Origin of the sequence: Nonomuraea sp. NPDC049158 (assembly GCF_040648335.1) — a bacterium.
Lineage (GTDB): Bacteria > Actinomycetota > Actinomycetes > Streptosporangiales > Streptosporangiaceae > Nonomuraea.
On sequence record NZ_JBEZDM010000002.1, the window covers coordinates 495,559 to 520,641 of the forward strand.

Annotated in this window: 31 protein-coding genes; 14 read left to right on the top strand and 17 right to left on the bottom strand. The window is 69.0% G+C overall.

Annotated elements, in window-relative coordinates; all coding sequences use genetic code 11:
* Positions 1-109: 109 nt before the first annotated feature.
* Positions 110-1,483, bottom strand: coding sequence for a glutamate--tRNA ligase (gltX, locus tag AB0B61_RS06515; RefSeq protein ID WP_358428883.1), 1,374 nt, complete (start codon positions 1,481-1,483; stop codon positions 110-112).
* Entirely contained in the window at positions 1,476-2,252 is a 777-nt protein-coding gene (locus AB0B61_RS06520) for a fumarylacetoacetate hydrolase family protein (protein WP_358428886.1), read from the bottom strand. Before AB0B61_RS06520 ends, gltX begins: the two co-directional genes overlap by 8 nt.
* 198 nt (positions 2,253-2,450) lie before the next feature.
* On the opposite strand from AB0B61_RS06520, the gene AB0B61_RS06525 reads away from it, so the two are divergent.
* The 6 genes from AB0B61_RS06525 to AB0B61_RS06550 are packed head-to-tail and all read left to right on the top strand — an operon-like array spanning position 2,451 to position 5,277.
* Positions 2,451-2,918, top strand: coding sequence for an Asp23/Gls24 family envelope stress response protein (locus tag AB0B61_RS06525; RefSeq protein ID WP_358429335.1), 468 nt, complete (start codon positions 2,451-2,453; stop codon positions 2,916-2,918).
* Positions 2,915-3,298: a hypothetical protein gene (locus tag AB0B61_RS06530; RefSeq protein ID WP_358428889.1), complete on the top strand. Its 384-nt coding sequence runs from the start codon at positions 2,915-2,917 to the stop codon at positions 3,296-3,298. Before AB0B61_RS06525 ends, AB0B61_RS06530 begins: the two co-directional genes overlap by 4 nt.
* The gene (locus AB0B61_RS06535; protein WP_358428892.1) at positions 3,295-3,480 is read left to right on the top strand and encodes a hypothetical protein; all 186 of its coding nucleotides are present in this window, start codon (positions 3,295-3,297) and stop codon (positions 3,478-3,480) included. Before AB0B61_RS06530 ends, AB0B61_RS06535 begins: the two co-directional genes overlap by 4 nt.
* Positions 3,477-4,025 carry an Asp23/Gls24 family envelope stress response protein gene (locus AB0B61_RS06540; protein ID WP_358428895.1) on the top strand — a complete coding sequence of 183 codons (549 nt, stop codon included), beginning with the start codon at positions 3,477-3,479 and terminating at the stop codon, positions 4,023-4,025. The genes AB0B61_RS06535 and AB0B61_RS06540 overlap by 4 nt, the downstream gene beginning before the upstream one ends.
* Positions 4,022-4,699 carry a DUF6286 domain-containing protein gene (locus tag AB0B61_RS06545; protein ID WP_358428898.1) on the top strand — a complete coding sequence of 226 codons (678 nt, stop codon included), beginning with the start codon at positions 4,022-4,024 and terminating at the stop codon, positions 4,697-4,699. Before AB0B61_RS06540 ends, AB0B61_RS06545 begins: the two co-directional genes overlap by 4 nt.
* The gene (locus AB0B61_RS06550; protein ID WP_358428901.1) at positions 4,696-5,277 is read left to right on the top strand and encodes an alkaline shock response membrane anchor protein AmaP; all 582 of its coding nucleotides are present in this window, start codon (positions 4,696-4,698) and stop codon (positions 5,275-5,277) included. Before AB0B61_RS06545 ends, AB0B61_RS06550 begins: the two co-directional genes overlap by 4 nt.
* 6 nt (positions 5,278-5,283) lie before the next feature.
* On the opposite strand, the gene AB0B61_RS06555 is transcribed toward AB0B61_RS06550, so the two are convergent.
* Entirely contained in the window at positions 5,284-5,883 is a 600-nt protein-coding gene (locus tag AB0B61_RS06555; protein WP_358428904.1) for an HD domain-containing protein, read from the bottom strand.
* Positions 5,884-6,022: 139 nt separating this feature from the next.
* On the opposite strand from AB0B61_RS06555, the gene AB0B61_RS06560 reads away from it, so the two are divergent.
* Positions 6,023-7,654, top strand: a complete 1,632-nt coding sequence (locus AB0B61_RS06560; RefSeq protein WP_358428907.1) for a heparinase II/III family protein — start codon at positions 6,023-6,025, stop codon at positions 7,652-7,654.
* A 10-nt stretch (positions 7,655-7,664) separates the two neighbouring features.
* Here the strand turns inward: AB0B61_RS06560 and cimA are convergent, their stop codons facing one another.
* From cimA to AB0B61_RS06575, 3 genes are all read right to left on the bottom strand, one after another.
* Positions 7,665-9,242 (bottom strand): citramalate synthase, encoded by a 1,578-nt coding sequence (gene cimA, locus AB0B61_RS06565; RefSeq protein WP_358428909.1) that lies wholly within the window; start codon positions 9,240-9,242, stop codon positions 7,665-7,667.
* 179 nt (positions 9,243-9,421) lie between these two features.
* Positions 9,422-10,072 (bottom strand): thioredoxin domain-containing protein, encoded by a 651-nt coding sequence (locus tag AB0B61_RS06570; protein ID WP_358428912.1) that lies wholly within the window; start codon positions 10,070-10,072, stop codon positions 9,422-9,424.
* Positions 10,073-10,134: 62 nt separating this feature from the next.
* A complete protein-coding gene (locus AB0B61_RS06575) occupies positions 10,135-10,782 on the bottom strand; it encodes a TetR/AcrR family transcriptional regulator (RefSeq protein ID WP_358428913.1) in 648 nt (215 codons plus the stop codon).
* Positions 10,783-10,992: 210 nt separating this feature from the next.
* Here AB0B61_RS06575 and AB0B61_RS06580 point away from each other — a divergent pair, with 210 nt between their 5' ends.
* A complete protein-coding gene (locus tag AB0B61_RS06580; RefSeq protein ID WP_358428915.1) occupies positions 10,993-11,637 on the top strand; it encodes an O-methyltransferase in 645 nt (214 codons plus the stop codon).
* A gap of 121 nt (positions 11,638-11,758) precedes the next feature.
* On the opposite strand, the gene AB0B61_RS06585 is transcribed toward AB0B61_RS06580, so the two are convergent.
* The 4 genes from AB0B61_RS06585 to AB0B61_RS06600 are packed head-to-tail and all read right to left on the bottom strand — an operon-like array spanning position 11,759 to position 15,240.
* Positions 11,759-12,364, bottom strand: coding sequence for a response regulator transcription factor (locus AB0B61_RS06585; RefSeq protein ID WP_358428917.1), 606 nt, complete (start codon positions 12,362-12,364; stop codon positions 11,759-11,761).
* On the bottom strand, positions 12,361-13,515 hold the full coding sequence (locus AB0B61_RS06590) for a histidine kinase (protein WP_358428919.1): 1,155 nt from the start codon (positions 13,513-13,515) through the stop codon (positions 12,361-12,363). Before AB0B61_RS06590 ends, AB0B61_RS06585 begins: the two co-directional genes overlap by 4 nt.
* Entirely contained in the window at positions 13,512-14,720 is a 1,209-nt protein-coding gene (locus AB0B61_RS06595) for a hypothetical protein (RefSeq protein ID WP_358428921.1), read from the bottom strand. Before AB0B61_RS06595 ends, AB0B61_RS06590 begins: the two co-directional genes overlap by 4 nt.
* A 28-nt stretch (positions 14,721-14,748) precedes the next feature.
* On the bottom strand, positions 14,749-15,240 hold the full coding sequence (locus AB0B61_RS06600; protein WP_358428923.1) for an SRPBCC domain-containing protein: 492 nt from the start codon (positions 15,238-15,240) through the stop codon (positions 14,749-14,751).
* 231 nt (positions 15,241-15,471) lie between these two features.
* Between AB0B61_RS06600 and soxR the strand changes: the two genes are divergently transcribed.
* From soxR to AB0B61_RS06615, 3 genes are all read left to right on the top strand, one after another.
* A complete protein-coding gene (gene soxR, locus AB0B61_RS06605) occupies positions 15,472-15,921 on the top strand; it encodes a redox-sensitive transcriptional activator SoxR (protein WP_357950325.1) in 450 nt (149 codons plus the stop codon).
* 85 nt (positions 15,922-16,006) lie between these two features.
* Positions 16,007-16,519, top strand: coding sequence for an SDR family NAD(P)-dependent oxidoreductase (locus AB0B61_RS06610; protein ID WP_358428925.1), 513 nt, complete (start codon positions 16,007-16,009; stop codon positions 16,517-16,519).
* Positions 16,520-16,553: 34 nt separating this feature from the next.
* A complete protein-coding gene (locus AB0B61_RS06615; protein WP_358429360.1) occupies positions 16,554-16,889 on the top strand; it encodes a hypothetical protein in 336 nt (111 codons plus the stop codon).
* Here the strand turns inward: AB0B61_RS06615 and AB0B61_RS06620 are convergent.
* Positions 16,870-17,235, bottom strand: coding sequence for a VOC family protein (locus AB0B61_RS06620; RefSeq protein ID WP_358428927.1), 366 nt, complete (start codon positions 17,233-17,235; stop codon positions 16,870-16,872). The two genes, AB0B61_RS06615 and AB0B61_RS06620, sit on opposite strands and share 20 nt — an antisense overlap.
* A 142-nt stretch (positions 17,236-17,377) precedes the next feature.
* Here AB0B61_RS06620 and AB0B61_RS06625 point away from each other — a divergent pair, with 142 nt between their 5' ends.
* Positions 17,378-17,845, top strand: coding sequence for a cupin domain-containing protein (locus AB0B61_RS06625; RefSeq protein WP_358428929.1), 468 nt, complete (start codon positions 17,378-17,380; stop codon positions 17,843-17,845).
* 269 nt (positions 17,846-18,114) lie between these two features.
* Here the strand turns inward: AB0B61_RS06625 and AB0B61_RS06630 are convergent, their stop codons facing one another.
* On the bottom strand, positions 18,115-18,816 hold the full coding sequence (locus AB0B61_RS06630; protein ID WP_358428931.1) for a 2-phosphosulfolactate phosphatase: 702 nt from the start codon (positions 18,814-18,816) through the stop codon (positions 18,115-18,117).
* Positions 18,817-19,068: 252 nt separating this feature from the next.
* Here AB0B61_RS06630 and AB0B61_RS06635 point away from each other — a divergent pair, with 252 nt between their 5' ends.
* Positions 19,069-19,302, top strand: coding sequence for a hypothetical protein (locus AB0B61_RS06635; RefSeq protein ID WP_358428933.1), 234 nt, complete (start codon positions 19,069-19,071; stop codon positions 19,300-19,302).
* Between the two features lies 1 nt (position 19,303).
* Here the strand turns inward: AB0B61_RS06635 and AB0B61_RS06640 are convergent, their stop codons facing one another.
* The 3 genes from AB0B61_RS06640 to AB0B61_RS06650 form a co-directional block, all read right to left on the bottom strand.
* Positions 19,304-19,450 (bottom strand): ferredoxin, encoded by a 147-nt coding sequence (locus tag AB0B61_RS06640; RefSeq protein WP_358428935.1) that lies wholly within the window; start codon positions 19,448-19,450, stop codon positions 19,304-19,306.
* Positions 19,451-19,456: 6 nt separating this feature from the next.
* Complete coding sequence (locus tag AB0B61_RS06645) at positions 19,457-20,404, bottom strand: cytochrome P450 (protein ID WP_358428937.1); 948 nt, start codon at positions 20,402-20,404, stop codon at positions 19,457-19,459.
* Between the two features lie 162 nt (positions 20,405-20,566).
* Positions 20,567-21,535 (bottom strand): 2-dehydropantoate 2-reductase N-terminal domain-containing protein, encoded by a 969-nt coding sequence (locus AB0B61_RS06650; RefSeq protein WP_358428939.1) that lies wholly within the window; start codon positions 21,533-21,535, stop codon positions 20,567-20,569.
* A gap of 91 nt (positions 21,536-21,626) precedes the next feature.
* On the opposite strand from AB0B61_RS06650, the gene AB0B61_RS06655 reads away from it, so the two are divergent.
* Positions 21,627-22,196, top strand: a complete 570-nt coding sequence (locus tag AB0B61_RS06655; RefSeq protein ID WP_358428941.1) for a TetR/AcrR family transcriptional regulator — start codon at positions 21,627-21,629, stop codon at positions 22,194-22,196.
* Positions 22,197-22,670: 474 nt separating this feature from the next.
* On the opposite strand, the gene AB0B61_RS06660 is transcribed toward AB0B61_RS06655, so the two are convergent.
* Positions 22,671-23,768: a branched-chain amino acid aminotransferase gene (locus AB0B61_RS06660; RefSeq protein ID WP_358428943.1), complete on the bottom strand. Its 1,098-nt coding sequence runs from the start codon at positions 23,766-23,768 to the stop codon at positions 22,671-22,673.
* Positions 23,769-23,983: 215 nt separating this feature from the next.
* The gene (locus AB0B61_RS06665) at positions 23,984-25,030 is read right to left on the bottom strand and encodes a 3-isopropylmalate dehydrogenase (RefSeq protein ID WP_358428945.1); all 1,047 of its coding nucleotides are present in this window, start codon (positions 25,028-25,030) and stop codon (positions 23,984-23,986) included.
* Positions 25,031-25,083 lie beyond the last annotated feature (53 nt).

The following is a 25,083-nucleotide window of genomic DNA, read 5'->3' on the forward strand; positions in this document are numbered from 1 at the left end:
CCTGTCCGGCGTGCTCGTCCGGCTCAGGGGTGCGGCGGCGCCGTACCCCTGAGTGCCCGCTGGATCGTCGCGGTCAGCCCTGTCGTGGCGGTCAGCCCTGTCGTCGCGGTCAGCCCTGGAGGCGGGTCAGGGCGGCGCGGATCCGCTCCTCGGTGCGTTCGCGGCCGAGGACCTCGATCGACTCGAACAACGGCAGACCCACCGTCCGGCCCGTGACGGCGACGCGCACGGGCGCCTGGGCCTTGCCCAGCTTGAGGCCGTGGGCGGCGCCGACCTGCTCCAGCGCCTCCTTGAGCGACTCGGGGTCCCAGTTGACGCCCTGGAGCCGCTCCAGATAGCCGCTGAGGATCTCCACCGGGGAGTTCTTCATCGCCTTGTCCCAGGAGGCCTCGTCGAAGACGGGCTCGTCGAGGAAGAGGAAGTCGACGTTCTGCCTGATCTCCGACAGCACGGTGATGCGGGTCTGCGCCAGCGTGGCGACCTTGCTGAACATCTCCCGGTCCCAGTCGGCCTCGAGATAGGGCGAGCAGCGCTCCTCGAACGTCTCGACGGGCAGGGCGCGGATGTACTCGCCGTTGAAGGCCCGCAGCTTCTTCTCGTCGAAGAACGCGCTGGCGGAGTTGACGCTCTCCAGCTTGAACAGCGGCATCATCTCCACCCACGGCATGATCTCGCGGTCGTCGCCGGGGCCCCAGCCGAGCAGCATGAGGTAGTTGACCATGGCCTCGGCCAGGTAGCCCTCGGCGCGGTAGTCCTCCAGCGCCACCTTGTCGCGGCGCTTGGACAGCTTCTTGCGCTGCTCGTTGACGATCACCGGCAGGTGCGCCCAGACCGGCGGGTTGGCGCCGAGCGCGGGCCACAGGAGCTCCTGCTTGGCCGCGTTGCCCAGGTGCTCCTCGCCGCGCACCACGTGGGTGATGCCCTGGGTGATGTCGTCGACCGCGTTGGCCAGCACGTAGAGCGGCGAGCCGTCGGTGCGGGCGATGACGAAGTCCTCCTGGGCGTCGTTGGGGAACTCCACCCGGCCCCTGATGACGTCCTCGACGACCGTGACGCCCTCGTCGGAGGTGCGGAAGCGGACGGCGCCCTCGGTCAGGCCCCGGTCACGGCAGAATCCGTCATAGCCCTTGTGCTCGGAGCCGGTGCGGGCGACGAGCGTCTCGCGGGTGCAGTCGCAGAAGTACGCCTTGCCGTCGGCGAGCAGCTTGGCCACGGCCTCGCGGTGCTGCGGCTCGTAGGCCGACTGGAAATAGGGGCCCTCGAACACCGGGTTGGTGCCGTTGATGCCGATCCAGTCGAGCGCCGAGATGATGCCCTCGGTCCACTCGGGCCGGTTACGCGTCGCGTCGGTGTCCTCGACGCGCAGCACGAAGCGGCCGCCGGACTGCTCGGCCAGCGCCCAGTTGAACAGTGCCGTGCGGGCGCCGCCGACGTGGAACATACCGGTCGGCGACGGGGCGAAACGCACCCGTAGATCAGTCACGGGAGACCACCTTGTTCGTCAGAGTGCCGATGCCTTCGATGCCGACGCTGACCTCGTCACCGACCTCGACCGGGCCGACGCCCGCCGGGGTGCCGGTAAGGATCACGTCGCCGGGGATCAGCGTCATGACCGCGCTGACGTAGGCGACCAGCGCGGGGATGTCGTGGATGAGCTGGTTGGTACGGCCGCTCTGGCGCACCTCTCCGTTGACCGTGGTCGTGAGCGCCAGGTCGGAGGGGTCGAGGTCCGTCTGGATCCACGGCCCGAGCGGGCAGAAGGTGTCGAAGCCCTTGGCCCTGGTGAACTGGACGTCCTTCTTCTGCAGGTCGCGGGCGGTGACGTCGTTGGCGCACGTGTAGCCGAAGATGACGTCCTTGGCGCGCTCGACCGGCACCTCACGGCAGAGCCGGCCGATCACCAGGGCCAGCTCGCCCTCGTAGTCGACGCGGTGGGACAGCGACGTCGGGTACGCGATCGGCTCGCCGTGGCCGATCACGGAGGTGGACGGCTTGATGAAGATGAGCGGCTCGTCCGGGATCTCGTTACCCAGCTCACGGGCGTGCTCGGCGTAGTTTCTGCCGATGGCCACCACCTTGCTGGGCAGCATCGGGGCCAGCAGCCGCACTTGGGACAGCGGGTGGCGGTCGCCGGTGAACTGGACGTCCCCGAACGGGTGCCCGGAGATCGCGGACACGAACTCCTCACCGGGGCCACCCTCGACCACGCCGAACGACACGCCTTCGCCTGTGGAGAACCTCGCTATACGCACCTGACAAGGCTATCGCCGCCGCCACCCCCTCCGCCCGCCTCATGAATCGGTCACAAACGTACCTAAAGTCCGTTTTGTCGCGCATTTTCGGTTGCCTGGAGGTTACGAGGGCTTTGTGACACATCGAGTGTCGGGAGGTGACGAATCGTGGCTGACACGGTAGTCAATCAGCAGGGCACCGTACCGAGGGCCAGGACGATGGAAGGCGGCCCGTCCGGCTCGCTGGTGACCGACAAGGGCACCACGACCATCGAGGACGTGGTCGTCGCGAAGATCGCCGGCATCGCGGCGAGCGAGGTGTCCGGCGTGTACGACATGGGCGGCGGCACCGCCAGGGCACTCAGCACCATGCGCGGCATGGTCGGCGGCGACAAGAGCCTCTCCCAGGGCGTCTCGGTTGAGGTGGGCCAGCGGCAGGCGGCCGTGGACCTCGACCTGGTCGCCGAGTACGGCATCGCGATCCCGGAGTTGGCCGGGGCCGTGCGCAGGAACGTCATCAACGCGATCGAGCGCATGTGCGGGCTCGAGGTCACCGAGGTGAACATCAGGGTCGACGACGTACACCTGCCCATGCGGGACACCCCCGCCGGGGAGAGCGGCGGCATGGGCGCCGCGGAGGGAGAGCGGTCCGGCGGCAAGACGGAGCAGGGGCCCAGGGTCCAATGACCGACGCCCAGACGAGCGGCGCTCAGACGAGCGACGCCCCGCCGAGCGACGCCCCGATGAGCGAGGCCCAGTTGATCGCCGAGCGGGTTCGCGCCTGCGCCGGGGTGGCCGGGCTGTCGGGCGGCCTCTTCGGGACGGTGGCGACCTACCTGCCCGGCGAGCGCCTCATGGGCGTCTCCGTGGACGACCGCGAGGTGACCGTCGACATCGTGGCGCGCCTCGGCCGCCCGCTTCCCGAGACGGCGGAAGAGGTACGGCGGGCGGTGGCCGACCTGGCCGGCGACCGCCCGGTGAACATCCGGATCGACGACGTGGCGCCCGAAGACGCGGCGCCCGCGGACAAGACGCCCGAAGACGCGGCGAAGGAGACCTCACGATGAACATCTCATGGTTGCCCGTGATCGGCATGGCCGTAGGCATGGTGCTGGGCATCGTCGGCGCCCTCGGCGGGCTCGGTGCCTTCCTCCTCGTGCTCGTCCTGGGCGCGATCGGTCTTCTGGTGGGCCGCATCATGGAGGGCGGCGAGGTGAACCTGTCGAACCTCACCGTGAGGCGGAGATGACCACGGACACGCCCGCGTCCCAGGCGTCCGCCGTGCTGGTGCCGGGGCAGCGTCCTGCCCCGGCGGTACCGCCCGAGCGGCGTGGCCGTACCGAGGTCACGGACCGCGTGGCGGCCAAGATCGCCCGCCATGCCGCCCGCGAGGTGGCTGGGGTGCGCGAGGTGATCGAGCGCGGCGGGATACGCGGGACACGCCCGGTGAGTGCCACGGTGCGGGGTGACACCGTGGAGATCGGGCTGACCGTGTCCGTGGCCTATCCGATGCCGCTGCGCGCGGTGGCGGCCGCGATCAGGAGCCACGTGGCGAGCAGGATCGCCGCGCTGACGGGACTTCAGGTGTCCCACGTGGACATCACGATGACCGAACTCACGGCCGCCCCACCGGCGCCGACGTGGGGGTCCTCGCGAGAGGCACCACAAGAGGCCTCACGGGATACACCGCAGGAGACCGCGCGGGAGACGACCTCGCGGGAAGCACCACAGGAGACCGCGCGGCAGGCAGCACCGAAGCCGCCACCGCGGACACCGCCGGAGGTTTCGCCATGAGTACCGGAGCCCACGGGGCGGATGAACCGGTGACGACGCCCCTGGGCGGCCAGACGATGGAGGCGCCGCTGGGCGGTGCGACCGTCCGGGTGACGGACCGGCCCCCGAGCGGCGCCGAGCGGGCGGCGGATCGGGCGGCGATGCGGGCCTTCAGGCCGCGGCGGACCGTGCCCGCCGTCGTGGTGGCCGCGCTGCTCACGATCCTGGGCGTGGTGGTGGCCGCGCAGACGATCTCGGCGCTCGCCGGTCGGCCGCTGCGCTGGCTTCCCCTGGACCGGATGCTGATCTGGGCGGCGACCACTCCGTGGAGCAACTCGCCGTTCCTGCTCGGCGCCGCGCTCGTCGCGCTGATCGGGCTGGCGCTGCTGGTGACCGCGCTGGTGCCCGGCCGGCCGCGATTGGTGCCGGTACGTACCGGAGACGCGGATCTGATCATCGGCATGCGGCGCAGGAGCTTCGCCAGGGCGCTGGCGCATGCCGCCGAAGGGGTTCCGGGCGTGCACGCGGCCCGCGCCTCGGTCCGCGGCCACACGGCCGCCATCACCGCGACCACCTCCGGGTGGGACCGGGAGCGGTTCGGCGCGGACGTACACGCCGCGGTGCTGTCCAGGCTCGTGGCGCTGAGCCCCGTCGAGCCGTACCACGTGAAGGTCAACGTGAGGGAGCGCAAGTGAACCGCAGAACGAGCCGCGGCAACCGCTGGGGTTTGGCCCTGACCGGAATCGTGCTGCTCCTCCTCGGCGCCTACGCGCTGGCCCGCGGCCTGGGGGCGTTCGGACGGGTCCGCGCGCTGACGCCGATCATGAACTTCTTCGTGCGGTCGTTCCTCGCGGCCTGGAGCCCGTGGATCTGGTGGGCCATCGCGCTGGTGGCCGTGATCGTGGCGCTGCTCGGCCTGCGCTGGCTGTTCGTCCAGGGGCGCCGCGACAGCCGCGACTCGCTGCGGCTGGAGACCGGCCCCGGAGGCGTCACCGACCTCACCGCGAAGGGCATGGCCTCCGCTGTCGCGGCGGACATCGAGACCAGCCCCGCCGTGCTGAGCGCCGGGGCCGACCTGGGGTGCTCCGGTGCCCGGCCGCTGGTACGGCTGCGCCTCGTGGCGGACGAGCAGGCACCGATGAGCGAGCTCAGGGATCACCTGTCGGGCGTGGCGATCCCGCACATGCGCGGCGCGCTGGAGGCGGATCGCGTACCGGCGGTGGCCAGGGTGACCCTGGAACCCGCCCCGACCGCGCACCGCGTCGTCCACTGAGACGCGCTAGTCGTTGTCCAGGGGGTTGCGGGCGATGCGGTCGGTGATGCCCGCCCGGACGAACCCGCCCGCGAGACTGGACGGCTTGCGGGTGCCCTGATCGGTCACGCAGGCCGCGAACTCCTTGGCGATCTCCAGCCGCGGATGGCGGGCCAGCACCTCCCGCCGCAGCTCGGCGGGGATCTCATCGGTACGCCGGCCCGAGATGTCCATGCCGGTCGAGAGCTCCAGCAGGTGCCCCTCGGGGTCCTCCGCCAGCGGCACCTCGTCCCACATGTGGCGGATGATCACCTCGGCGGCCCGCGTCCTGCGCTCGACCGGCCACCCGGCCCCCGCCGCGAAGGCCCAGGCCACATGCCCGCCCGCCTCCTCGAACGGCACCGTGTGGCTGTCGAACTCCGCGGTCAGCCCGATGTCGTGCAGCATCGACGACACGTACAGGAGCTCAACGTCGAAGGCGATCTCGTGCAGCCCCGCGTAGGCCGCCGCCCACAGGTAGGCGCGCACGGAGTGGTTGAGCAACGAGGGCGAGTGGTACCTGGTCGCCACCTCCAAGGCGCCCCGGCAGACGGGGGCGTCCGGGATCACGATGTCGTCGTATCTCATGCCCTCAGCATGTCGTGAAATGTCCGGTCCGGAAACCGAGCCGCATCGAGCCGCTAACGATCCGGCACCCAACTTGACCAGTTGATCGTGATTCGGTCAGCATGTTCCGCCCCCATCTTTTTGCCCGGAAGGAACCGGCGTGCGCCGCCTTGCGATCCCCCTCGCTCTCATGCTCGTTTCCACCGGGCTGGTGAGCACCGCGCACGCCGACACGTCGGTGAAGCGCACCTCGCAGTGCCAGGGTGACTGGCTGCCCGGTACGCCCACCGCGGACGAGGTCATGCGGGGTGAGCTGCCCCTGGTCGAGCAGCCTCCGGTGAAGATCGGCAAGAAGATCAACTGGAGCATGAGCCCGTACCACAACCGTTCGTGGGAGTTCGTCTTCCAGTCGCTGCGGTGGATGGGCACGCTCGTCGTGGCGTACGAGAACAGCGGCGAGGAGCGTTACCTCGACCGGGCCGTGGAGATCACCAAGGACTGGGCCGCGAGCAACAGGCGGGGCGCCCGCGGCACCCCGTCGTACGCCTGGAAGGACCACCCCGTCTCGCTGCGCTCCCAGGCGCTGGTCTGCCTGAGCATGCACGTCAAGGACGCCTGGCTCAAGCAGACGCTGGCCGAGCACGGCAAGCTCCTGACCGACTCGCGGCTCTACAAGAAGGGCCACAACCACGGGATCGACCAGGACATCGCGCTCATGGGCATCGCCTGCCGCTACGACCGCAAGGACTGGCTGAGCCTGGCCGTCAAGCGGCTGACCGGCACGGTCAAGCTCGACGTCGACTCCCAGGGCGCGCTCATGGAGCAGGCGCCGCGCTACGCCGTCTACGTGCACAGCAGGCTCATGGTCGCGATGACCAACATGAAGGACTGCGGCCGCAAGGTGCCCGGCGAGATCACCAAGCGGGCCGACGCGCTCAAGACGTTCGTGGCCCACTCCACCCAGCCCAACGGCTTCATGGTGCCGATCGGGGACGGCAGCGCCGAGGTCGAGCCCAAGATCGAGACCGGCACGCCCAAGGAGAAGGTCAAGGTCTACAAGGCCGGTTACGTGTACGGCCGGTCCGACTGGGGCAAGCCCGAATCCGCCTTCTACTCGATCAGGTTCGGCCCCGGCCTGAAGTTCCACGGCCACGAGGACCACCTGAGCGTGACCTACTACGCCCAGGGCCGCGACATCCTGGTCGACGGCGGCTTCAACTCCTACGAGAAGAGCTCCTACCGCTACTGGACGCTCTCCCCCGAGGCCCACAACGTGCCGTCCGTGGTGGGCGGGCGCTTCCGGCCGCGCACGGCCAGCAAGCTCATCAAGTCCTCGTACGGCAAGGACCGGCAGGCCTTCCGGCTGACCGACAAGGCCTATGGCACCTCCCGTACCCGATCGGTGCTGGTGAACCACGGCCAGGACGTGATGGCGGTGCTCGACACCGCGTCCGGCGGCAAGAAGGTCAAGAACCTGTGGCGGTTCGCCCCGTCGCTCAAGGTGATCTCCAACGGCGGCGGCCGGGTCGTGCTCGGTGACGGGAAGTACCGGGTCACGATGGTCCAGCTGGCGGGGTGCGAGCCAGTTGGCGGGCAGCAGGTGCAGCGGGGCGGGAAGCTGGGCTGGGTGTCGCCGACGTACCTGTCCAAGGTGCCGACGAACGTCGTCGTCTCCCCCGCCGCCAAGTCGCTGCTGACCGTCATCGTGCCCGACACCGACGCGCCGAAGGTGTCCTGCTCGGGAGGGAAGCTCAAGGTCCAGGGCCTGACCTTCCCCGCCAAGCTGCTCTAGCCGGTCCGGCTCAGCTCGCTTCGTGGCCGGCGCGGAGCAGGCCGTACGTCACCGCCTGCTCCAGCGCCTGCCAGGAGGCCTCGATGATGTTCTCCGCGACGCCGACCGTGGACCACTCGGCCGTGTCGTCGCTGGAGGTGATGAGCACGCGGGTTATGGCGTCGGTGCCGTGGGTGCCCTCGAGAATGCGCACCTTGTAGTCGATGAGCTCCAGCCTGGCCAGCTCGGGGTAGAGCTTCTCCAGCCCCAGGCGTACCGCCCGGTCGAGCGCGTTCACCGGGCCGTTGCCCTCGCCGGTGGCGACGATGCGCTCACCCTTGGCGTGCAGCTTGACCGTGGCCTCGCTGACCAGCTCGCCGCCCTTGGTGCGCTCGACGATCACCCGCCACGACTCGACCTCGAAGTGGCGCTTGCGCCGGCCATGGACGGTGTCGCGCAGCAGCAGCTCGAAGGAGGCGTCGGCGGCCTCGAACGTGAAGCCCCTGGACTCCAGGTCCTTCACCCGCTCGACCAGCGACTTGGTGGCCTCGGCGGTGAGTTCGTAGCCCAGCTCGCGGCCCTTGAGCTCGACCGAGGCGCGGCCGGCCATGTCGGAGACCAGCATGCGCATGTCGTTGCCGACCTGGGCGGGGTCGATGTGCTGGTAGAGGTTCGGGTCGACCTTGATGGCGCTGGCGTGCAGCCCGGCCTTGTGCGCGAACGCCGACATGCCGACGTAGGGCGCGTGGGAGTTGGGCGTGACGTTGGTGACCTCGGTGATCGCGTGCGCGATGCGCGTCATGTCGGCGAGCGACTCCTGCGGCACCAGGTCGAAGCCCCGCTTGAGCTGGAGGTTCGCGACCACGGTGAACAGGTTGGCGTTGCCGGACCGCTCGCCGTAACCGTTGGCGCAGCCCTGCACGTGCGTGGCGCCGGCCTTGACGGCGGCCAGCGTGTTGGCGACCGCGCAGCCGGTGTCGTCGTGGCAGTGGATGCCGACGCGGGCGCTGGTCTGGACGGCGGCGTGGACGATGTCGGCCAGCTCGTCGGGGAGCATGCCGCCGTTGGTGTCGCACAGGGCGATGACGGCGGCGCCCGCCTCGGCCGCGGTACGCAGGACCTCGAGCGCGTAGGCTGGGTTGGACTTGTAGCCGTCGAAGAAGTGCTCGGCGTCGAGGAAGACTCGCTGTCCCCCCGCACGAAGGTGGGAGACCGTGTCGCGGATCATCGCGAGGTTCTCCTGGAGAGTCGTGCGGAGGGCCAGCTCCACGTGCCGGTCGTGGCTCTTGGCGACAAGGGTCACGACCGGCGCGCCGGATTCGCGCAAGGCGGCCACCAACGGGTCGTCGGCTGCCTTCACACCTGCTCGGCGGGTCGCACCGAACGCGGCGAGCTGCGCGTGCTTCAGGTCGAGCTCTGTTTGAGCGCGCCTGAAGAACTCTGTGTCCTTGGGGTTGGCGCCGGGCCAGCCCCCTTCGATGAAGCCGACACCCAGGCCGTCCAGGTGCCGCGCGACGGCGAGCTTGTCGGCGACGGTGAGGGTGAGACCCTCCTGCTGGGCGCCATCACGCAGCGTCGTGTCATAGACGTGAAAGCGGTCGTCGGCCATGGTGTCGTCTCCCTGGAAAACAAAAAGACCCCTCACGGACGTGAGAGGTCTGCGCGCTGGCGGTGTCCCTTTGTCAGCCAGCGCGCCTGCTGATAATGAGCAGACCGTAGAACATGGTGCTTGTGAGTCTGCCACATCCATCCACTGGTTGGCACATCGATCTCAAGCCTTGGGACACGTCAGACGGTGACGCCTGTTCCACCGGTGATGGCCCGCTCCAGGGTGGCCGGGTCGAAGGCCTCGTTGCCCAGCACCTCGCCGTCGAGGAGCAGGGTCGGCGTCCCGTCGATCCCCGCCTTCGCGCTCTCCTGAAGGTGGGCGTCGGCGTACGACTGCGAGATCACGCACTGGTCGACGTCCGCGCCGGCCTTCCTGGCCGCCTTGGCCAGCTCCTGTACGTCGAAGCCCGAGGCCAGCCCGTGCGGCGAGGGCTGCATGGCGTACAGCTCCTCCCTGAACGCCAGCCAGCTCTCCTCGGGCACGCAGCGGGCAGCGGCGGCGGCGCGTACGGAGTTGGACCGCATGGGCTCGTCCTCGAAGACCGTCACCGGATGGAAGACGACCTTGACCTTGCCCTCCCTGGCCAGCCGCTCGATCGTCGCGTTGACCCTGGTGTGCAGCTCCTTGCAGACGGGACAGTCGAAATCCTCGTAGAGGTCCAGGACAGGGGCGTCACCGCCCCTGTCCGCGAGCACCATGGAACCGTCGGGTTGCCGGGTGAGCCGCACTCCCTGCGCCGCCGTCGTGCCGGGCTCGGAGAACGCCACGACAGTCAGCAGCACGACGAGCGCCACGCCCACGGCCACCACAGCCGTCACCCTTTTGTTCATTTTGCCCGCCCTTAGCTCATTGATCGCCGAGACCTTACCCGAAGAGCAAGGGCGGGCGTCTGTCAGCCTCCAGCCGAGCCGTTGCCGTTCCCGTTGTGGTTGCCGTTTCCGTTGTGGTGGCCGTTGCCGTTCCCGTTGCCGTACGCCCGCATGAACGTCCGGACCCCGGCGGCGATGGAGGCGTCGAGCTCGTCGTCTCGCATCGACGCGTCGCCGATGGTCCAGCCGACCTGGGCGTCATACGTGATCAACGCCAGGAAGTCGCGCGCCGCCTGATCGGGGTCGGCCAGGGAGAGCTTCCCGGCCAGCGCCAGCCTGGCGAACCTGGCGGCCAGGGACCCCGCGAGCTGGCCCTGACCACGCTGCCGCCACTGCCTGGCGATGTCGGGACGCCGAGATCCCTCTGCCTGGACGAGTGTGCGCAAGGCGCGCGCCCGCTCGTCCATGAGACAGTCACGCATGAGAGCACCGGCGAACGCCGTCAGCTCCGCCATGAGGTTCGCCGGTCGATCGGGAAAAGTCTCGATCATGGCGAATTGCTGGGCATTGACCCGATCGAAGTTCTCGTCGATCAGGGACTCGAACAAGCGCTGCTTGTCGCCCAGATGGTTGTAGATGGTCTGTTTGGATACCGCCGCTTCAGCGGCGATGGTTTCGATGCTCGCACCCGAGTAACCGTCGCGGACGAACACCCTCATTGCAGCGGTCATGATCGCTTCTCGTTTGGCGATACGCCCGCGCGGAGCAGCCTTCCCGGTCGCCCCTAGGCCCCTCGCCGAGGTCGCCGTTTCACCCACCCCGTAAGAGTACCCGTTTGACATATCGGACGTTTTATGTCTTTAGACATTGGGGATTATGACTTTCCCCATTGTGCCCGGCTAGTGGCCGGAGCTGGTCCCATGCCCATTAAGAATGGAATCATGAAAGCCGAATTTCTCGACCCAGCCGTGGCCCAATACATCCTCGACCGCTCCACCCCGCCCGACTCCCTGCTGGAGGAGCTCGCCGCCGAGACGATCGCGGCGACAGGCGACAGTGCGGGCATGCAGATCACGCCCGACCAGGGCACGTTCCTCACGATGATCACCCAGCTCACCCGGCCGGAGGTGGCGGTCGAGGTGGGGACGTTCACCGGCTACTCGTCGCTGTGCATCGCCAGGGGCCTGTCCGGCGGCACGCTGCACTGCTTCGACGTCAGCGACGAGTGGACGTCCATCGCCCGCCGCTACTGGGACAAGGCCGGCGTGACCGACCGCGTCACCCTGACCCTGGGCCCGGCGCGGGAGACGCTCGCCGCCTTCCAGGGGCCCGTCGACCTGGCCTTTCTCGACGCCGACAAGCCCAATTACCCGGCGTACTACGAGCTGCTGATCGACCGGCTGCGTCCGGGCGGCCTGCTCATGGTGGACAACACGCTGTGGAGCGGCCGGGTGGCCGACCCGGCCGAGACGGATGAGCGGACCGTGCAGATGCGTGAGTTCAACGACCTCGTGCGGGAGGACCCCCGGGTCACCGTGGTCGTCCTGCCGATCGCCGACGGGCTCACCATGGTGCGCCGGCACTAGAGCCCGTCAGACACGCTCCAGCCGCCCGCGGCTCGCGGACGGGCGCCACCCCGGCTCGGCCCCAGGGCCCGGGCGGTGGTGGTGAGGCCGGTGGGGTCTGGGCGTGGCCGGTTCTGGCACGCTAGAGCCAGCCGGCGTCGCGGGATATGCGGATGGCGTCGATACGGTTACGCCCGCCCACCTTGCTGATCGCGTTCGACAGGTAGTTGCGCACCGTAGCCTGCGACAGCGAGAGCTGGGTGGCGATCTGGGCGGTGCGGATGCCACTCGCCGCCGCGCGCAGCACCTCGGTCTCGCGGGCCGTCAGCGGGCTGCTGCCCGTCTCGAGCGCTGCCGCGACGAGCTCGGGGTCGATCACCCGCTCGCCTCTCGCGATGCGTCTGATGCCGTCCGTGAGGGTCTGCGCCGGGGCGTCCTTGACGATGAAGCCGCGCACGTGCACCTTCAGCGCGCGCAGCAGGTTGCCCGGCTGGCTGAGCCCGGTCAGCACGAGGGTTCGGCAGCCGGGAAGCCGTTCGGACAGTTGCTCGGCCGCCGACAGCCCGTCCAGGCCCGGCATGTCGATGTCCAGTACCGCGACGTCGGGGCGCACCCGCAGCGCGGCGTCCAGCACCTCGTCCCCGCGCTCGATCTCGGCGACGACTTCCATGTCGTCCTCCAGCGACAGCAGGGCCACCAGCGCGGATCTGATCAGGTGCATATCCTCGGCGATCAGTACGCGGATCATGCGACCTCCTCGGGGACCTCGACCCACAGCCGGAACCGGCCGTCATGGACACCGCCCTCGGACGAGCCGGAGGCGGCTTTGGCCCGCTCGGCCACTCCGGCGAGCCCGGAGCCCTGCTGTGAGCTGTAGCCGGCGGTGTTATGGACGCCGTCGTTGACGATTTCCAGCCGTATTCTCCCGGACTGCCGGGAAAGTGTAATGGTGCAGGAGCCGGCCTCGCTGTGGCGCAGCAGGTTTGTGGTGCCCTCTCTGATGGCCCAGGCCAGGGCGCCCTGCACGGGTGCGGGGAGCGACGGCAGGTCGGCCACGTCGAGGCGGGTGTCCACCCCCGCGGCGCCGAGCAGGGCCGCAGCTCCGTCGATCTCCGTGCGCAACGACACGGCGTGCTCATCCCTGGTGATCGCGCGTACGTCGTGCAGTGCGTCGCGGGCCACACCGGTCAGGCTCTCGATCTCGGCACGGGCGGCGCCGGCGTCCTTGACCAGCAACCGCAGGGCCAGCTCGCCCTTGAGCGAGATCGCCGACAGGCTCTGGCCGAGCAGGTCGTGCAGGTCGCGCGAGACCCGGATCCGCTCCTCGCCGACAGCCGTCGCGGCCAGCTCGGTACGGGCGGCCTCCAACTCGTTCATCAGCCGGACCAGCCGGGCACCGCCGACCAGAGCCGCGGCGAACAGGCTGGGAACGACCACGGCATACAGGGCCAGCAGGACGACCTGCCAGGCGCTGAAGCCGGGTGTCTGCAAGGTCGCGATCACCTGGACGACCACCCAGGCCCCCAACTGCCCGGCGGCCACCGCTATCCGCACCCGGCCACGCAGGAGCATCACCGTCGAGGCCAGGGTGAGGGTGCTGATGCTGATCCAGCTCAAGCCCAGAAGCCAGATCGGGGCATAGGGGAGTAGCAAGATCGCCGCGAAGCTCCAGCGCCATCCCGCGGGCCGTTCTCCCCGAGCGGCAGCAAGGCTGTGCCGCAGCTGAAGCGCGAAGGCCACGGCGGCGAGCAGGATCGCGGGCAGCGGATTGGTGGGAGTCGAGCCGTCCGTACCGAGGCTGGTGTAGACCGGCGTCTGGGCGGCCAGCGGCACGTGCAGGGCGATCAGGGGCCAGCGCGGGTGCCGCAGCACCCATGGCGGCAGTACCGAGGCCGTCATGCCCGCACCTCGATCGTCTCGGTGGCGTCGTCGGCACGCACTTCCAGCAGCACCTGGCCGTCCAGGACAGTGGCCGTGATCGTGCAGGCGCGAGCGGCTTCCGCACGCAGCAGGCGGGTGACCGTCGCGCGCAGCGCACTTCGCGGCTGCGGAGCGATGGTTTCCGGAATGCCGCGAGGCAGGTCCAGGCGGGTGCGGATGCCCGCTGCGGTCAGCAGACTGGCGGCGGTCTCCAGCTCGGCGCGCAGCGATGGCCGCCGATAGCCGCGTACCCGCTGCCTGGCCTCGGCCAGCGTGCGCCGGGACTCCTCCGCGAGCCCGGTCAGCTCCTGCGCGGCGGCTGCCTTCTCGCCCTTCGCGACCTTGCGCGCCGCCCGGTCGCCGCGCGCCGCGATCGACTCCAGCGCGCTGCCGAGGCCGTGGCGCAGGTCGTCGTCGATCCTGCGCCGTTCCTGCATGACGGCTCGCTGGGCCAGCGCCTCCCTGGCGGCCTGCAACCGGGTCAACGCCGCGGCCAGCCATACCAGCAGCAACAGCGCCGCACTGCCGGCCAGCACCGAGAACGTCAGCCACGGCGCGGCCGCCCACGACAGCCCGAGCGCGTGGGCCACCGGCGCCGCCGCGAACACCACCGCCACGTATCCCAGGTATGACCACGGCGCGGGGAGTACCAGCAGGAACGACACCACCAGGGCCGTGTACGCCCGCGGCCACATGTTCCCGGCCAGCGGGGTGGCCCCCAGGACGACCGCGGCCATCGCCGCCAGCGACCAGCCGCCGGCAGATGGCCGCCGCGCGTGTGCGGCGTACCAGACGTGGCGCAGGTGCAGCGGAAGGTAGACCACGGTCGCCGCGATGCTCCACAGCCCGGTGCCCACGCCGTTGCCCACATAGCTGAACGCCAGCCCGACTTGCACCAGCGGCAGCAGGGCGCTGCAAGCGACCGCGCCGGCCGGCGCCAGCCGGACGACGCGGTCGGACCGCCACAGCTCCGCCAATCCGCCCGCCGCCCGTCCTCGCATCCTGGACGACCAGAGTAGAGGCCGCGGCAGGATGCCGGATCGGGCCGCCACAGCCGCCCCGCCGCCCAGTCCGGCGTGGATCAGGGTCTCGGACGCGCGGGCGTGCGAAGGACCCAGGTCCGCGCCCGCCCGTCGCTGGACGCGAGGGCCGAAAGTGGCGGTGTAGTGGCCGTTCAAGGACACGATGTCGCGCACCACGAGCCCGGCGAGATCATTCTCCCGCGCCGATGACCCGGCCGAGGTTGTCCAGCTCGTTGCCGCGGCCGGCCGTCAGGCGCTGGGTCCACTCCTCGTCATGCATCGCGTCCATGGTCATGACGACGTGGACGCCTTTGTCCGAGGGCCGGATCTCGACCACGGTGAGGAAGTCGTACGGCTCCACGCCGGGGATGAAGTCGGCCGGCGAGGTGTAGGAGAGCCGCGCGGGCTCGTCCACCTCGACGAAGGTCTTGCGCGACTCGGTGCTCAGCGGCAGCCCGGCGCCCTCCATGAACGCGACCTGCTCGGGCGCGGTCGCGGTCATCGTGTAGACCAGCTCGCCGCCGGGCCGCAGGTCCAGCTTCCCGACCTCCACCGTGAATCCGTCGGGCGACCACCAGGACTCGATACCGGCAGCGGTGGTCCACAGGCGCCACACGTGCTCGGACGCGGTCGCATAGGTGCGCTCGATCCGGACGGTCCTGGCCACGGGTGAGACGGTCATTGATGCTCCCTCTGAAGTGCGGTTACGCGAACCGATCCTCCATGTGCGAGCCCGAAGCAGACAGATGCAAATATCACGAGACGGGTGATGAGTTTTGAGCCCGCCCTACCTTTGGGCCGGCCGGTGGTTCTCATGACGAGATCGCCCAGACGCACCTCGGTGTCGGCGACCTTGTCGTTCGATGACAGGCTCGTACTTAAACCAATGTTTAAGTCAGGCTAGGCTCGGGGCATGCCCGAAGCGATCGCCAAGGAACTGACCATCGGTGAGCTGTCCGAGCGCAGCGGCGTACCCGCGTCCGCGCTGCGCTTCTACGAGCGGCAGGGGCTCATCGACAGCCGCCGGACGACCGGCAACCAGCGTCGCTATCACCGCACCACGCTGCGGCGGGTGGCCTTCATCCGCGCCTCCCAGAGCGTCGGCATACCGCTGTCGGTGATCGGGAGCGTGCTGGCGTTCCTGCCGGAGGGCGTCCCGCCGACGCGGGAGTTCTGGGTCAGGGCGTCGGAGTGCTGGAGCGAGGAGATCAACGCCCGGATCGAGCGGATGGAACGGATGCGGGACCGGTTCACCGAGTGCATCGGGTGCGGGTGCCTGTCGTTCGAGCAGTGCGTGCTGGTCAATCCGGGCGACACGCTCGCCCAGCAGGGCCCGGGCCCACGCCGCCTGCTGGAGCCCTGATCAAGCAGGTTTCACGAGCGGGGCCGGCCGCGTGAGCGTTGGGAACGGTGGGCCCGGCGAGACCCTGCGCGCCCCAGAGGAGCAGGTGAGCACTGAAACGGCATTACCGCCCACCAGGGGGATGCTGGAGGGGAGGCGGTCAGTCGTCGTCTGCGGAGGCGAGCAGAACTGGCACGACGTCAGCCTCGGCGGCTCCTTCTACGGGATGCGGGCCGTACTCCCCGTCATGCGGCGCCGCTCCTACGGGCGCATTCTCTCCATCTCATCCATGTCCTGGCGCGGCAACTTCGGCCAGGCCAACCACGTGGCCGCGAAAGCCGCTGTCGTCGGCCTGACGCGCGCCCTCGCATTGGAGACGGCCCGACAGGGCATCACCGTCAACGCCATTGCGCCAGGCCTGATCGAGACCCCGATGCTCGCCTCGATGAACGACAAGGGCCGGGAGAAACTCACCAACAAGATCCCCATGCGCCACACCGGCGACCCCACCGATATCGCCGAGGCGGCGGCGTTCCTGTGTTCACCGGGTGCCCGCTACATCACCGGCGTGGTCCTCGACGTCGACGGAGGCATCGGCATCGGGTCATCCATCCGCTGAGACGTGCAATGTCCGGTACCGGACCGGGCCGACCATGGTGCTGGGCCACGACGACGACCTCGCCGCCGACGCCACCCGCACCTCCAACCGGCTGCACGGCCTGCTCACCTCGATCCACCCCGCCCTCGAGCGCGTCCATCGTGCGGCTTATGCCGGTTATCGAGAAGCGATGCGCGAGTACGTGGATGTGAACGTGACGCTCGGCGCGAGCAACGCCGCGCAAATGGTCGCGGGCAGCCCGATGCAGATCAGGATGCAGACCACGATGATGCGGCTGGTCAACCGCCTGCCGTGGAAGGATCTGGCGATGCGGCCGATCATGAAGCCGCTCAACGAGGCCGCCAACGCGCTCACGCTCGCGGCGTACTGAGGGTATGGGCGGAGGCCTGCGCGAGCGACAGGCTGTTGCCGTCCGGGTCGAGGATGTCCACGTGGCGTACGCCGTTGCCGTAGGTCTCCACGGGCTCGTGCTCGATGCCGTACGCGGTCAGCCGGGCCAGGATGTCGTCGAGGTCGGTCACGCCAAGCGTGATCATGGTGCCGCCCACCCGTGCGGCCCGCATGTGCCGGTCGTCGATGACCACCCATGCGTTCTCACCAACCTGCCACAGGAGCTCCTCGCCGATGATCTCGTCCGCCGGCCGCCCGAAGAACACCTCGAACCACTTCTGCGAAGTCGCCAGGTCACGTACGCACACAACGCTGTACAAGTCCACCGGAGCTGCGCCTTCCCGTCGTCGTTTCAGTCGTTGTTTCGAGAGTGAGACCACTCCCCCGCCCGAAACTCATCGGCGGCTCCGGTTTCCGCAGCGAGCCTCCTTGAAGGCCACTCTGGTGCCGTCAGCCGATAATGCTGAAATGATCGATAAGCAGATGCCGGAGCCGCGCCCCATTCTGCGCCGCCCCGAAGACGGCGAACTGATCGACGTGGCCGGAGTGGCGCACTTCTTCCGGCTGACGGGTGAGCACACGGGCGGCCGCTTCGCGTTCGAGGAGTTCACCCTGGCGGGAGGCATGATGGGGGCCCGCCCGCACGTACATCAAGAGCACGACGAGTATTTCTACGTCCTGCGGGGCGACCTGACCCTGCACCACGGCGACGGGGAGGTGACGGTCGGCCCCGGACACCTGCTCGCCGCGCCGCGCGGCACCCCGCACGGCTTCCGCAACGCCGGCACCGAGCCGGTCCACGCCTTGTGCCTTTACACGCCGGCCGGGTACGAGGGCTACTTCCGCGAGGTGCATGCGGCCGTGGCGGCCGGCGCGGAGGTGACCGACGAGCTCTTGGCGGAGTTCCGGGCCCGCCACCACACGACCTCGTTCTAGCCGCTGCTGGGTACTGCCGTGACGATCGACATCAGTGTGAAGCCCAACCGACATTTGACGGTGCAAAAAACCGACAGACTGCAGACAGCCAACCGACATTTGACAGGGAGAAAAACCGACAGACTACGAGCAGCACCCGCTACCGGCCGGTCAGATGGACGCGTCTCGGCATCGCGCAGCCGTCGCCGCGACAACTCGGGGCAGCCGCCTGCCGCCGCCCCGAACCACCGCCACATAGGGCACTGGCTCTCGCGCGCTGAAGGCAGCGATCACACCAGATCCACGTCAGCCAGCGAAGGCATCGGGTGTGGACGCAGGACCATGAGCGAGCCTTCCAAGGCCGCCACCATGGCAAAGGGGAACCGGTCGAGCTCAAGACAGAGTGCGACGTCATCGTCATGAACTCCTTGACGCACCCCCTCTGCCAGTTCGGCGGCGGCGCGCGACGCGGCAGCGCGGCGGAGGAAGTCAGCAGCGTCCGTCCCAGCCTCGATGGCCCTCCGAGCGATGTACTGAGCACACGCCAGATCTTCATCGGCCTGCCCATCCTCGCCTGTGACCACGAACGTGACACCGTCACTCCCGCGCGTCCGCAAGAGCCGAGCCGTTGCCTCCGCCACCACGAAGCCGGCGCACAGCACCAGCGACGCTTCCTTGACCGCAAGGGCGCCGACCGTCCCTGCCGTGGTTTTCTGCACTACAGTCCGTCCGCCAAGGTCAATAGACCGCAGCAGACCCGGCGAGTTGACGACGTCGAACCCGGGCGCGGGCGGACCGTCTTTGAGCGCCACCCAATCCGGGTGGCGAGCCTTGAGTGCCAGGGCTTCGTCCAGCGACTCAGCAAGAACGATCTTTTCCGCCCCCTGGGCAAAGGCCCAGGCGGCCACGGTGAAAGCACGCATGACGTCGACCACGACCGCCACGGACGGGGCTTCGACCAGATCAGTGATGCCAAGGAAACGAGTGTCCATTCCGGTCATGATTGCGTATGCCCGACCTGAAGCACTCAGACAGTAATACGCATCACATCGACGGTCTCGGAATGCAACGCCTCTCGCTGCCTACGTCGCGTAAGTTGACCGTCCGAACCGCTCGGCGAGCACGCCTGGCGCGAGTCCGGGCTCGGCGCGCCCACCGACATCGACGCCCTGTCGGTGTACTCCCTGGTGTGCGGAGGCCGATACGGGTAAATGCGAACCCACCTCGATACCCCAGGTGGTCCAGTGACCCGTGCGGACACCCAGACCCGCCTGCTGGCCGGCCAACCAACCTCCAGCGATGGAGCCTTGACCATCTCCAGCCTGTGCCGCGAAGCCGGCGTCGGCCGCGACTTCCACTACCGATCCCCACAGCAGTTCAAAGACACCGTCGTTGCAGCGTTCGCCCGCCGCGAGGCACCGCAACCCGAGTTGGTGACGTTGCGGGCGCCAACCAGATCGCTGCGAAATACGGATTGACTCACTCCTCCAGGGAGAGGGCCTGGCTAGGGCACACGTGCACCGCTTCGCGGGCCTTCTCGACCAGCTCGCCCTCCGGTTTCTCGTTCAGCACGATGATTGTGGCGTCGTCCTCGCTCTGGTCGAACAGCTCGGGCTCAGTGAGCACGCACTGTTAACCGAGCGCCAGCGCTCCTTCGCCGGCGCGGATCAGCTGCCCGCCGACCTCGATGTCCTCGACGCACAACCGGGCCGTCGCGACGTCGATGATCGTGAAGTACCGCAGCATCTCCTCGACCGCGTTGAGCGTGTTGCCCGGGTCGGCCTTGATCATCGCGAGCTGCTCCGGGTTGCGCAGGAACGCCATGGTCGACAGCGAGATCATGTTCGCTGTCGTCTCGTGGCCGGCCACGAGCAGCAGGACGCCCATGCCGGCCAGTGCCGTCCGCCGGTAGGTGCCGTCCGCGCGCAGCTTGACGATCTGCCGCCCGAGCAGGTCGTCCGGCGGGTTCTTTTCCTTTTCCGCGACGAGGTCGGCCATGTAGCCCTGGATGGCCCCCATGGCCGCCCACCGCTCCTCGGGCGGCGTCGACTGCTTGACCACCTTCACCGTGTGCTCCTGGAAGAACTCATGGTCGGCGTAGGGCACACCCAGCATCTCGCAGATCACCAGTGACGGGACCGGCAGCGACAGCGCCTCCACCAGGTCGCCTGGGTTCGGCCCGGCCAGCAGCGCGTCGATCTGCCCGTCGACGATCTCCTGGATCCGCGGCCGCAGCGCCTCCAACCGGCGCACCGTGAACTCGCCGAGTACGGCCTTGCGCGCCGGCCCATGCTCGGGCGCGTCCATCGCGATCAGGAGGCGCTCCTCGTCCGGCCGCCGGGACGCCGCCTCGCCCTTGACCAGTTGCGGGAAGTCCGGATGCTGCCGGTCGGCGCTGAACCGCCGGTCGTTCAACACGGTTCGCACGTCTTCGTGGCGGCTGACCACCCAGGCCCACCCGCCGTCGGGCAGACGAACCCGCGAGACCGGCTCTTCTTCGCGGATCTCTTCGTACGCCGGCGGCGGCGCGAACGGGCACGTACGGGCCATGGGGAACTCGTGCTTCTCGGCGGTGGTCATGACTTTTTTCCTTCCACGACGTCACGGACAGGCGATAGAGGTCGGACCGCGAAAAGCCGTGTGTGAACGGCAGTTGGTCGACCGGTGCGACCGGGTTTGGCTCCGGGATGCGGCGGACCAAGGAGCCGCAATGGACCACCGGGACCGACAACTTCGGTGAATTCAGGCTCGACCTGTCCCCGCACGGGCGAAGTTCGGTTCCGCCGCTTCCAGTCGCGGTACCGGGACGCCCAACCGTCGTGCTTCGGCCAGGGTGTCCCGGCAGACCTCACGCGGCTCCTCGGCGTCGGGGTCGGAGTGCGCCGCAAAATTCACCCGCACCGGCGCGACATGAGCGGTCAGCCAGGCGAGCGCGGGGGCCGTCAGCCAGGTGGGCGCCCGGAACAGCAGCACACCGCCCCGGTGACGTCGCAGGTCAATGCCGCGCGCCTTGAGGAGCGGCAGCAGTTCGCGGCCAGTCAGCAGCGCCTCGCGGAAGTCGCTCGTCGACCCGGCCAGCTTGGACAGGGAACCCAGCCGCAGGCCCTGCGAGAGCAGGCCGGCATCCGACACGAAATGGACCCACAGCCAGCCGCGGAAGTCAGGCTGCTCCTTGAGCCGGAGCCCGGCCTGGCGAAACGCCTGGCGCACGGCCCGCTCCCGGTCGTTCGGGGGCTGGCCGAGGGTGCCGAAGACGACCGACGGCAGCAGCAGCCCCCCACGGAGCACGCCGTCCGCGCCGAAACCGCCACCGGCCTGGGGAAAGCCCCAGGCGACCTGCTCGACGGGAAGTGCGCCGATCGCGGCCGGCGGCTCGGTCCAGACGTTGCCGAAAACCAGCACGGTGGCTTTGCCTACGCGCGATGTCAGGAAGGCGGCTGCCTCCGCGAGGCGGTGGTGCGGCACGCTGAGCACGATCAGGTCGAAGTCGTGGTCCGGCTCCAGCGCCTCGCGGTAGCGCACCGGCCACTTCTCGACGACGCGCTGCCCCCACACCCGGCGCCGCGTATCGAACAGGTCGAGGTCGATCGCTTCCCCGTACGTCGCCGCGCGGCCCGGCCGGACGTAGAACTCGATCTCATGCCCGGCCCGTTCCAGGGCCCAGCCATAGATGGTGGCGATCACGCCTCGGCCGAACATCAGGATCTTCACGCTGCACCTCGTGGGGTACGATCGATTTGGAGGCTATCTCCACTTTCGAAAATATGGAGATCATCTCCATTTGTCAACCATGAGGTAGCGCATGACCGCTGACAAGCCGCTGCGGGCCGACGCCCGACGCAACCGCGATGTCCTGATCGCCAAGGCGCGAGAGGTCTTCGACTCCGGCGGCTTCTTCGACCTGCGCTTCGATGACTTCGCCCGCCTGGCCGGGGTGGGCACCGGCACGCTGTACCGCCACTTCCCCACCCGGGAGGCACTGGCCGAGGCGGTCTACCACGGGGAAGTCGCCGCGCTGTGCGCCCGCGCCCGCCAGCTACAGGCCACGCTGCCCGCGGCGGAGGCTTTGGCGACCTTCCTACGCGGCATGGTCGACCACATCGATGCCCACGAGGGCCTGGCCCGGACGCTGGCCACGCTATGGGCCGATCGCTCGGGTGCCCTCGCCGAGGGCAGCCGGGCGCTGGAGCACGCTGTCACCGACCTGGTAGCCGCCGCCGTGCGGGACGGCGGCGTTCGCGACGACGTGGACGCCGGTGCCGTGATGATGGCGCTGCACGGCATCGGTGCGGCCCATGACCGCCCCAACTGGCGGGCCGAGGCCGACGATCTCATCACCCTCGTACTGGACGGACTACGCCGCCCGCAATGACAAGATGCGACACCAGGTCGCATGCCTCGAGCTCTGAGGGCGCCTCGGTCATGTCGACTTCATCACAACCGAGACCGCCTCAATGTGACCACCCTGCCTGCGACATCACCGTTGTTCCCACGCCTCGCTCCCGACACGTAGCGAGGTCACTGCACCGCACGTCGCTACTGCCTTCTCTGACAGCCTCTTAGCTGTACAAACGCGAGGATCAAGCCTCCAGCGAGCGGAGCGACCTCCGGAGAAGCCCCCTGATGCGGCGCGCCATGGGCCTCCGGCCAGGCATCTCGCGCATTCCAATCGGCCAACCCGGCGAAGCGCTGGGAAGGCTGTCCGAGCGGAGCGAGGTCCTCCAGGGGGCGGGCGGTAGCCCGCCTGGGAGAACGTCCGGAGGGTAGCGGAGGCCCGTTGTAGAAGGGTGGGCATCAGACGGCCAACCACACGGGTGGGTGGCGAAAGATGCCCGGTGGAGGCGCGTTAGCTGATCTTGTGGACCCAGCTGTGGGTGTCGGGGCGGGAGCCGTACTGGATGCCCACCAGTTCCTCGCGGATGCGCATCGTCACTTCCCCAGGAGTGCCCTCTCCCACGGTCCACGCGCGGTCCGTGCCCTTGACCGAGCCCACCGGCGTCACCACTGCCGCCGTCCCGCAGGCGAACACCTCCGTGAGCTCGCCCGACTCGCAGCCCGCCTGCCACTCCTCCGTCGAGATGAGGCGTTCCGACGCCTCCAGGCCCAGGTCGGCGGCCAGGGACAGGATGGAGTCGCGGGTGATGCCGGGCAGCAGGGTGCCGGTCAGCGCGGGGGTGACCAGCTTGTCGCCGAAGACGAAGAACAGGTTCATCCCGCCCATCTCCTCCACGTACCGGTGCTCGTGCGCGTCCAGCCACACCACCTGGTCGCAGCCCTGCTCGACGGCCTGCCGCTGGGCGACGAAGGCGGCCGCGTAGTTGCCGCCGCACTTGGCGAAGCCGGTGCCGCCGGGGGCGGCGCGGGTGTACTCGGTGGAGAGCCAGACGGAGACGGGCTTGACGCCGCCGCTGAAGTAGGAGGCCGCCGGGGAGGCGATGACCATGTACCGGTAGGTGCGGGACGGGTAGTTGACGCCGAGGCCGACCTGGGTCGCGATGATGAACGGGCGCAGGTAGAGGCTGTGGCCCTCGGTCGTGGGGACCCAGTCCTTGTCGGTCTGGACGAGGAGTTCGAGCGACTCGACGAACACCTCTTCCGGAAGCGACGGCATCGCCATGCGCTCGGCCGAGGTGTTGAAGCGGGCGGCGTTGGCGTACGGGCGGAAGGTCGCGATCGAGCCGTTGGCCTGGCGGTAGGCCTTGAGTCCCTCGAACAGCTCCTGCGCGTAGTGGAACACCGAGGTGGCCGGGTCGAGCGACAACGGCCCGTACGGCTCAAGCCGGGCGTCGTGCCAGCCCTCGCCCTCGGTGTAGTCGATCGAGACCATGTGGTCGGTGAAGGTCTGCCCGAACCCGGGGTTCGTCAGTACCTGCTCCCGCTCGGCCGCAGTGCGAGCGTGGTCGGATAGCTGCACGTCGAAGCTGAGCTTCTGAGCGATGGTCATGACGGAGGTCCTTCTCTCTGCGGTGCTAGACAGACTCTGCGGTTCTGGACAGACTCTACGGTTCCGGACAGTCACTGCTATGGGCGGTCTGTACTTCCTAGTGTCTCGCCATTTGGGATTGCAAGTGGCCGATGGGGTGCTTTGGCCGTTTAGACGCGAAAAAGCGCCTGGCGGTCCTTGTGTGGACCGCCAGGCGCTTGGGGAGCTGGGCGGCCCTAGCTCGATACTCGCGCGGTGATGTCGTCACCGATCTCGTGTGTGGTGCGGCCGGCCCAGCCGGCCAGGCGCTCGACGATGTCGTCGGCGACGGCCTGCTCGACCCTGGCCGCCTCGGCGGACAGACCAAGGTGCTCCAGGAGCATGGCGACCGACAGGATCGTGGCGGTCGGGTCGGCCTTGCCCTGTCCGGCGATGTCGGGGGCGCTGCCGTGCACCGGCTCGAACATGCTGGGCGCGCTGCGCTCCGGATTGATGTTGCCGCTGGCCGCCAGGCCGATGCCGCCCGCGATCGCCGCGCCGAGGTCGGTGATGATGTCGCCGAAGAGGTTGTCGGTGACGATGACGTCGAACCGCTCGGGCTGGCTCACGAAGAACATCGAGGCCGCGTCGATGTGGCAGTAGTCGGTGGTGACCTCGGGGTATTCCTCCCCCACGCGGTTGACCGTGCGCTGCCAGAGGTCGCCGGCGTAGGTCAGGACGTTGGTCTTGTGGACGAGCGTCAGCTTCTTGCGCGGGCGGGACTTGGCCTTCTCGAACGCGTAGCGGACGACCCGCTCCACGCCGTAGGCGGTGTTGAGCGACTCCTGGGTGGCGATCTCGTACGGCGTGCCACGGCGCATCACGCCGCCGGTGCCCGCGTAGAGGCCCTCGGTGCCCTCGCGGACGACGACCATGTCGATGTTCTCGGTGGGCGTGTCGGCCAGCCGGGTCTCGACGCCGGGGAACAGCTTGACCGGGCGCAGGTTGACGTAGTGGTCGAAGACGAAGCGGAGGCGGAGCAGCAGGTCGCGCTCCAGGATGCCCGGCGGCACGCTGGGATCGCCCACCGCGCCGAGCAGGATCGCGTCATAGCCGCGCAGCTCTTCGAGCACGGCGTCGGGCAGCGTCTCACCGGTACGGTGATAGCGGGCGGCACCCAGGTCGTAGTGGGTGGCCTCGATCTTGGTCCCGACGGCCTCCAGGACCTTCAGCCCTTCGGCGACGACCTCGGCGCCGATGCCGTCTCCGGGGATGACGGCCAGGCGAATATTCCGCGACTCCATGTGCGTACCTTACCCGCTTGTCTCGACTGACGAGCACGACATCTCACGTCTTG

Coding starts and splice junctions, on each gene's coding strand:
- AB0B61_RS06615 (WP_358429360.1), top strand. CDS start 16,554: ATGGTGCTGGGCCACGACGACGACCTCGCCGCCGACGCCACCCGCACC.
- cimA (WP_358428909.1), bottom strand. CDS start 9,242: ATGGCCGACGACCGCTTTCACGTCTATGACACGACGCTGCGTGATGGC.
- AB0B61_RS06580 (WP_358428915.1), top strand. CDS start 10,993: ATGAAAGCCGAATTTCTCGACCCAGCCGTGGCCCAATACATCCTCGAC.
- AB0B61_RS06630 (WP_358428931.1), bottom strand. CDS start 18,816: ATGGACACTCGTTTCCTTGGCATCACTGATCTGGTCGAAGCCCCGTCC.
- AB0B61_RS06625 (WP_358428929.1), top strand. CDS start 17,378: ATGATCGATAAGCAGATGCCGGAGCCGCGCCCCATTCTGCGCCGCCCC.
- AB0B61_RS06570 (WP_358428912.1), bottom strand. CDS start 10,072: ATGAACAAAAGGGTGACGGCTGTGGTGGCCGTGGGCGTGGCGCTCGTC.
- AB0B61_RS06590 (WP_358428919.1), bottom strand. CDS start 13,515: ATGACGGCCTCGGTACTGCCGCCATGGGTGCTGCGGCACCCGCGCTGG.
- AB0B61_RS06585 (WP_358428917.1), bottom strand. CDS start 12,364: ATGATCCGCGTACTGATCGCCGAGGATATGCACCTGATCAGATCCGCG.
- soxR (WP_357950325.1), top strand. CDS start 15,472: ATGCCCGAAGCGATCGCCAAGGAACTGACCATCGGTGAGCTGTCCGAG.
- AB0B61_RS06535 (WP_358428892.1), top strand. CDS start 3,295: ATGAACATCTCATGGTTGCCCGTGATCGGCATGGCCGTAGGCATGGTG.
- AB0B61_RS06660 (WP_358428943.1), bottom strand. CDS start 23,768: ATGACCATCGCTCAGAAGCTCAGCTTCGACGTGCAGCTATCCGACCAC.
- AB0B61_RS06555 (WP_358428904.1), bottom strand. CDS start 5,883: ATGAGATACGACGACATCGTGATCCCGGACGCCCCCGTCTGCCGGGGC.
- AB0B61_RS06575 (WP_358428913.1), bottom strand. CDS start 10,782: ATGACCGCTGCAATGAGGGTGTTCGTCCGCGACGGTTACTCGGGTGCG.
- AB0B61_RS06525 (WP_358429335.1), top strand. CDS start 2,451: ATGGAAGGCGGCCCGTCCGGCTCGCTGGTGACCGACAAGGGCACCACG.
- AB0B61_RS06665 (WP_358428945.1), bottom strand. CDS start 25,030: ATGGAGTCGCGGAATATTCGCCTGGCCGTCATCCCCGGAGACGGCATC.
- AB0B61_RS06545 (WP_358428898.1), top strand. CDS start 4,022: ATGAGTACCGGAGCCCACGGGGCGGATGAACCGGTGACGACGCCCCTG.
- AB0B61_RS06600 (WP_358428923.1), bottom strand. CDS start 15,240: ATGACCGTCTCACCCGTGGCCAGGACCGTCCGGATCGAGCGCACCTAT.
- AB0B61_RS06540 (WP_358428895.1), top strand. CDS start 3,477: ATGACCACGGACACGCCCGCGTCCCAGGCGTCCGCCGTGCTGGTGCCG.
- AB0B61_RS06530 (WP_358428889.1), top strand. CDS start 2,915: ATGACCGACGCCCAGACGAGCGGCGCTCAGACGAGCGACGCCCCGCCG.
- AB0B61_RS06655 (WP_358428941.1), top strand. CDS start 21,627: ATGACCGCTGACAAGCCGCTGCGGGCCGACGCCCGACGCAACCGCGAT.
- AB0B61_RS06645 (WP_358428937.1), bottom strand. CDS start 20,404: ATGACCACCGCCGAGAAGCACGAGTTCCCCATGGCCCGTACGTGCCCG.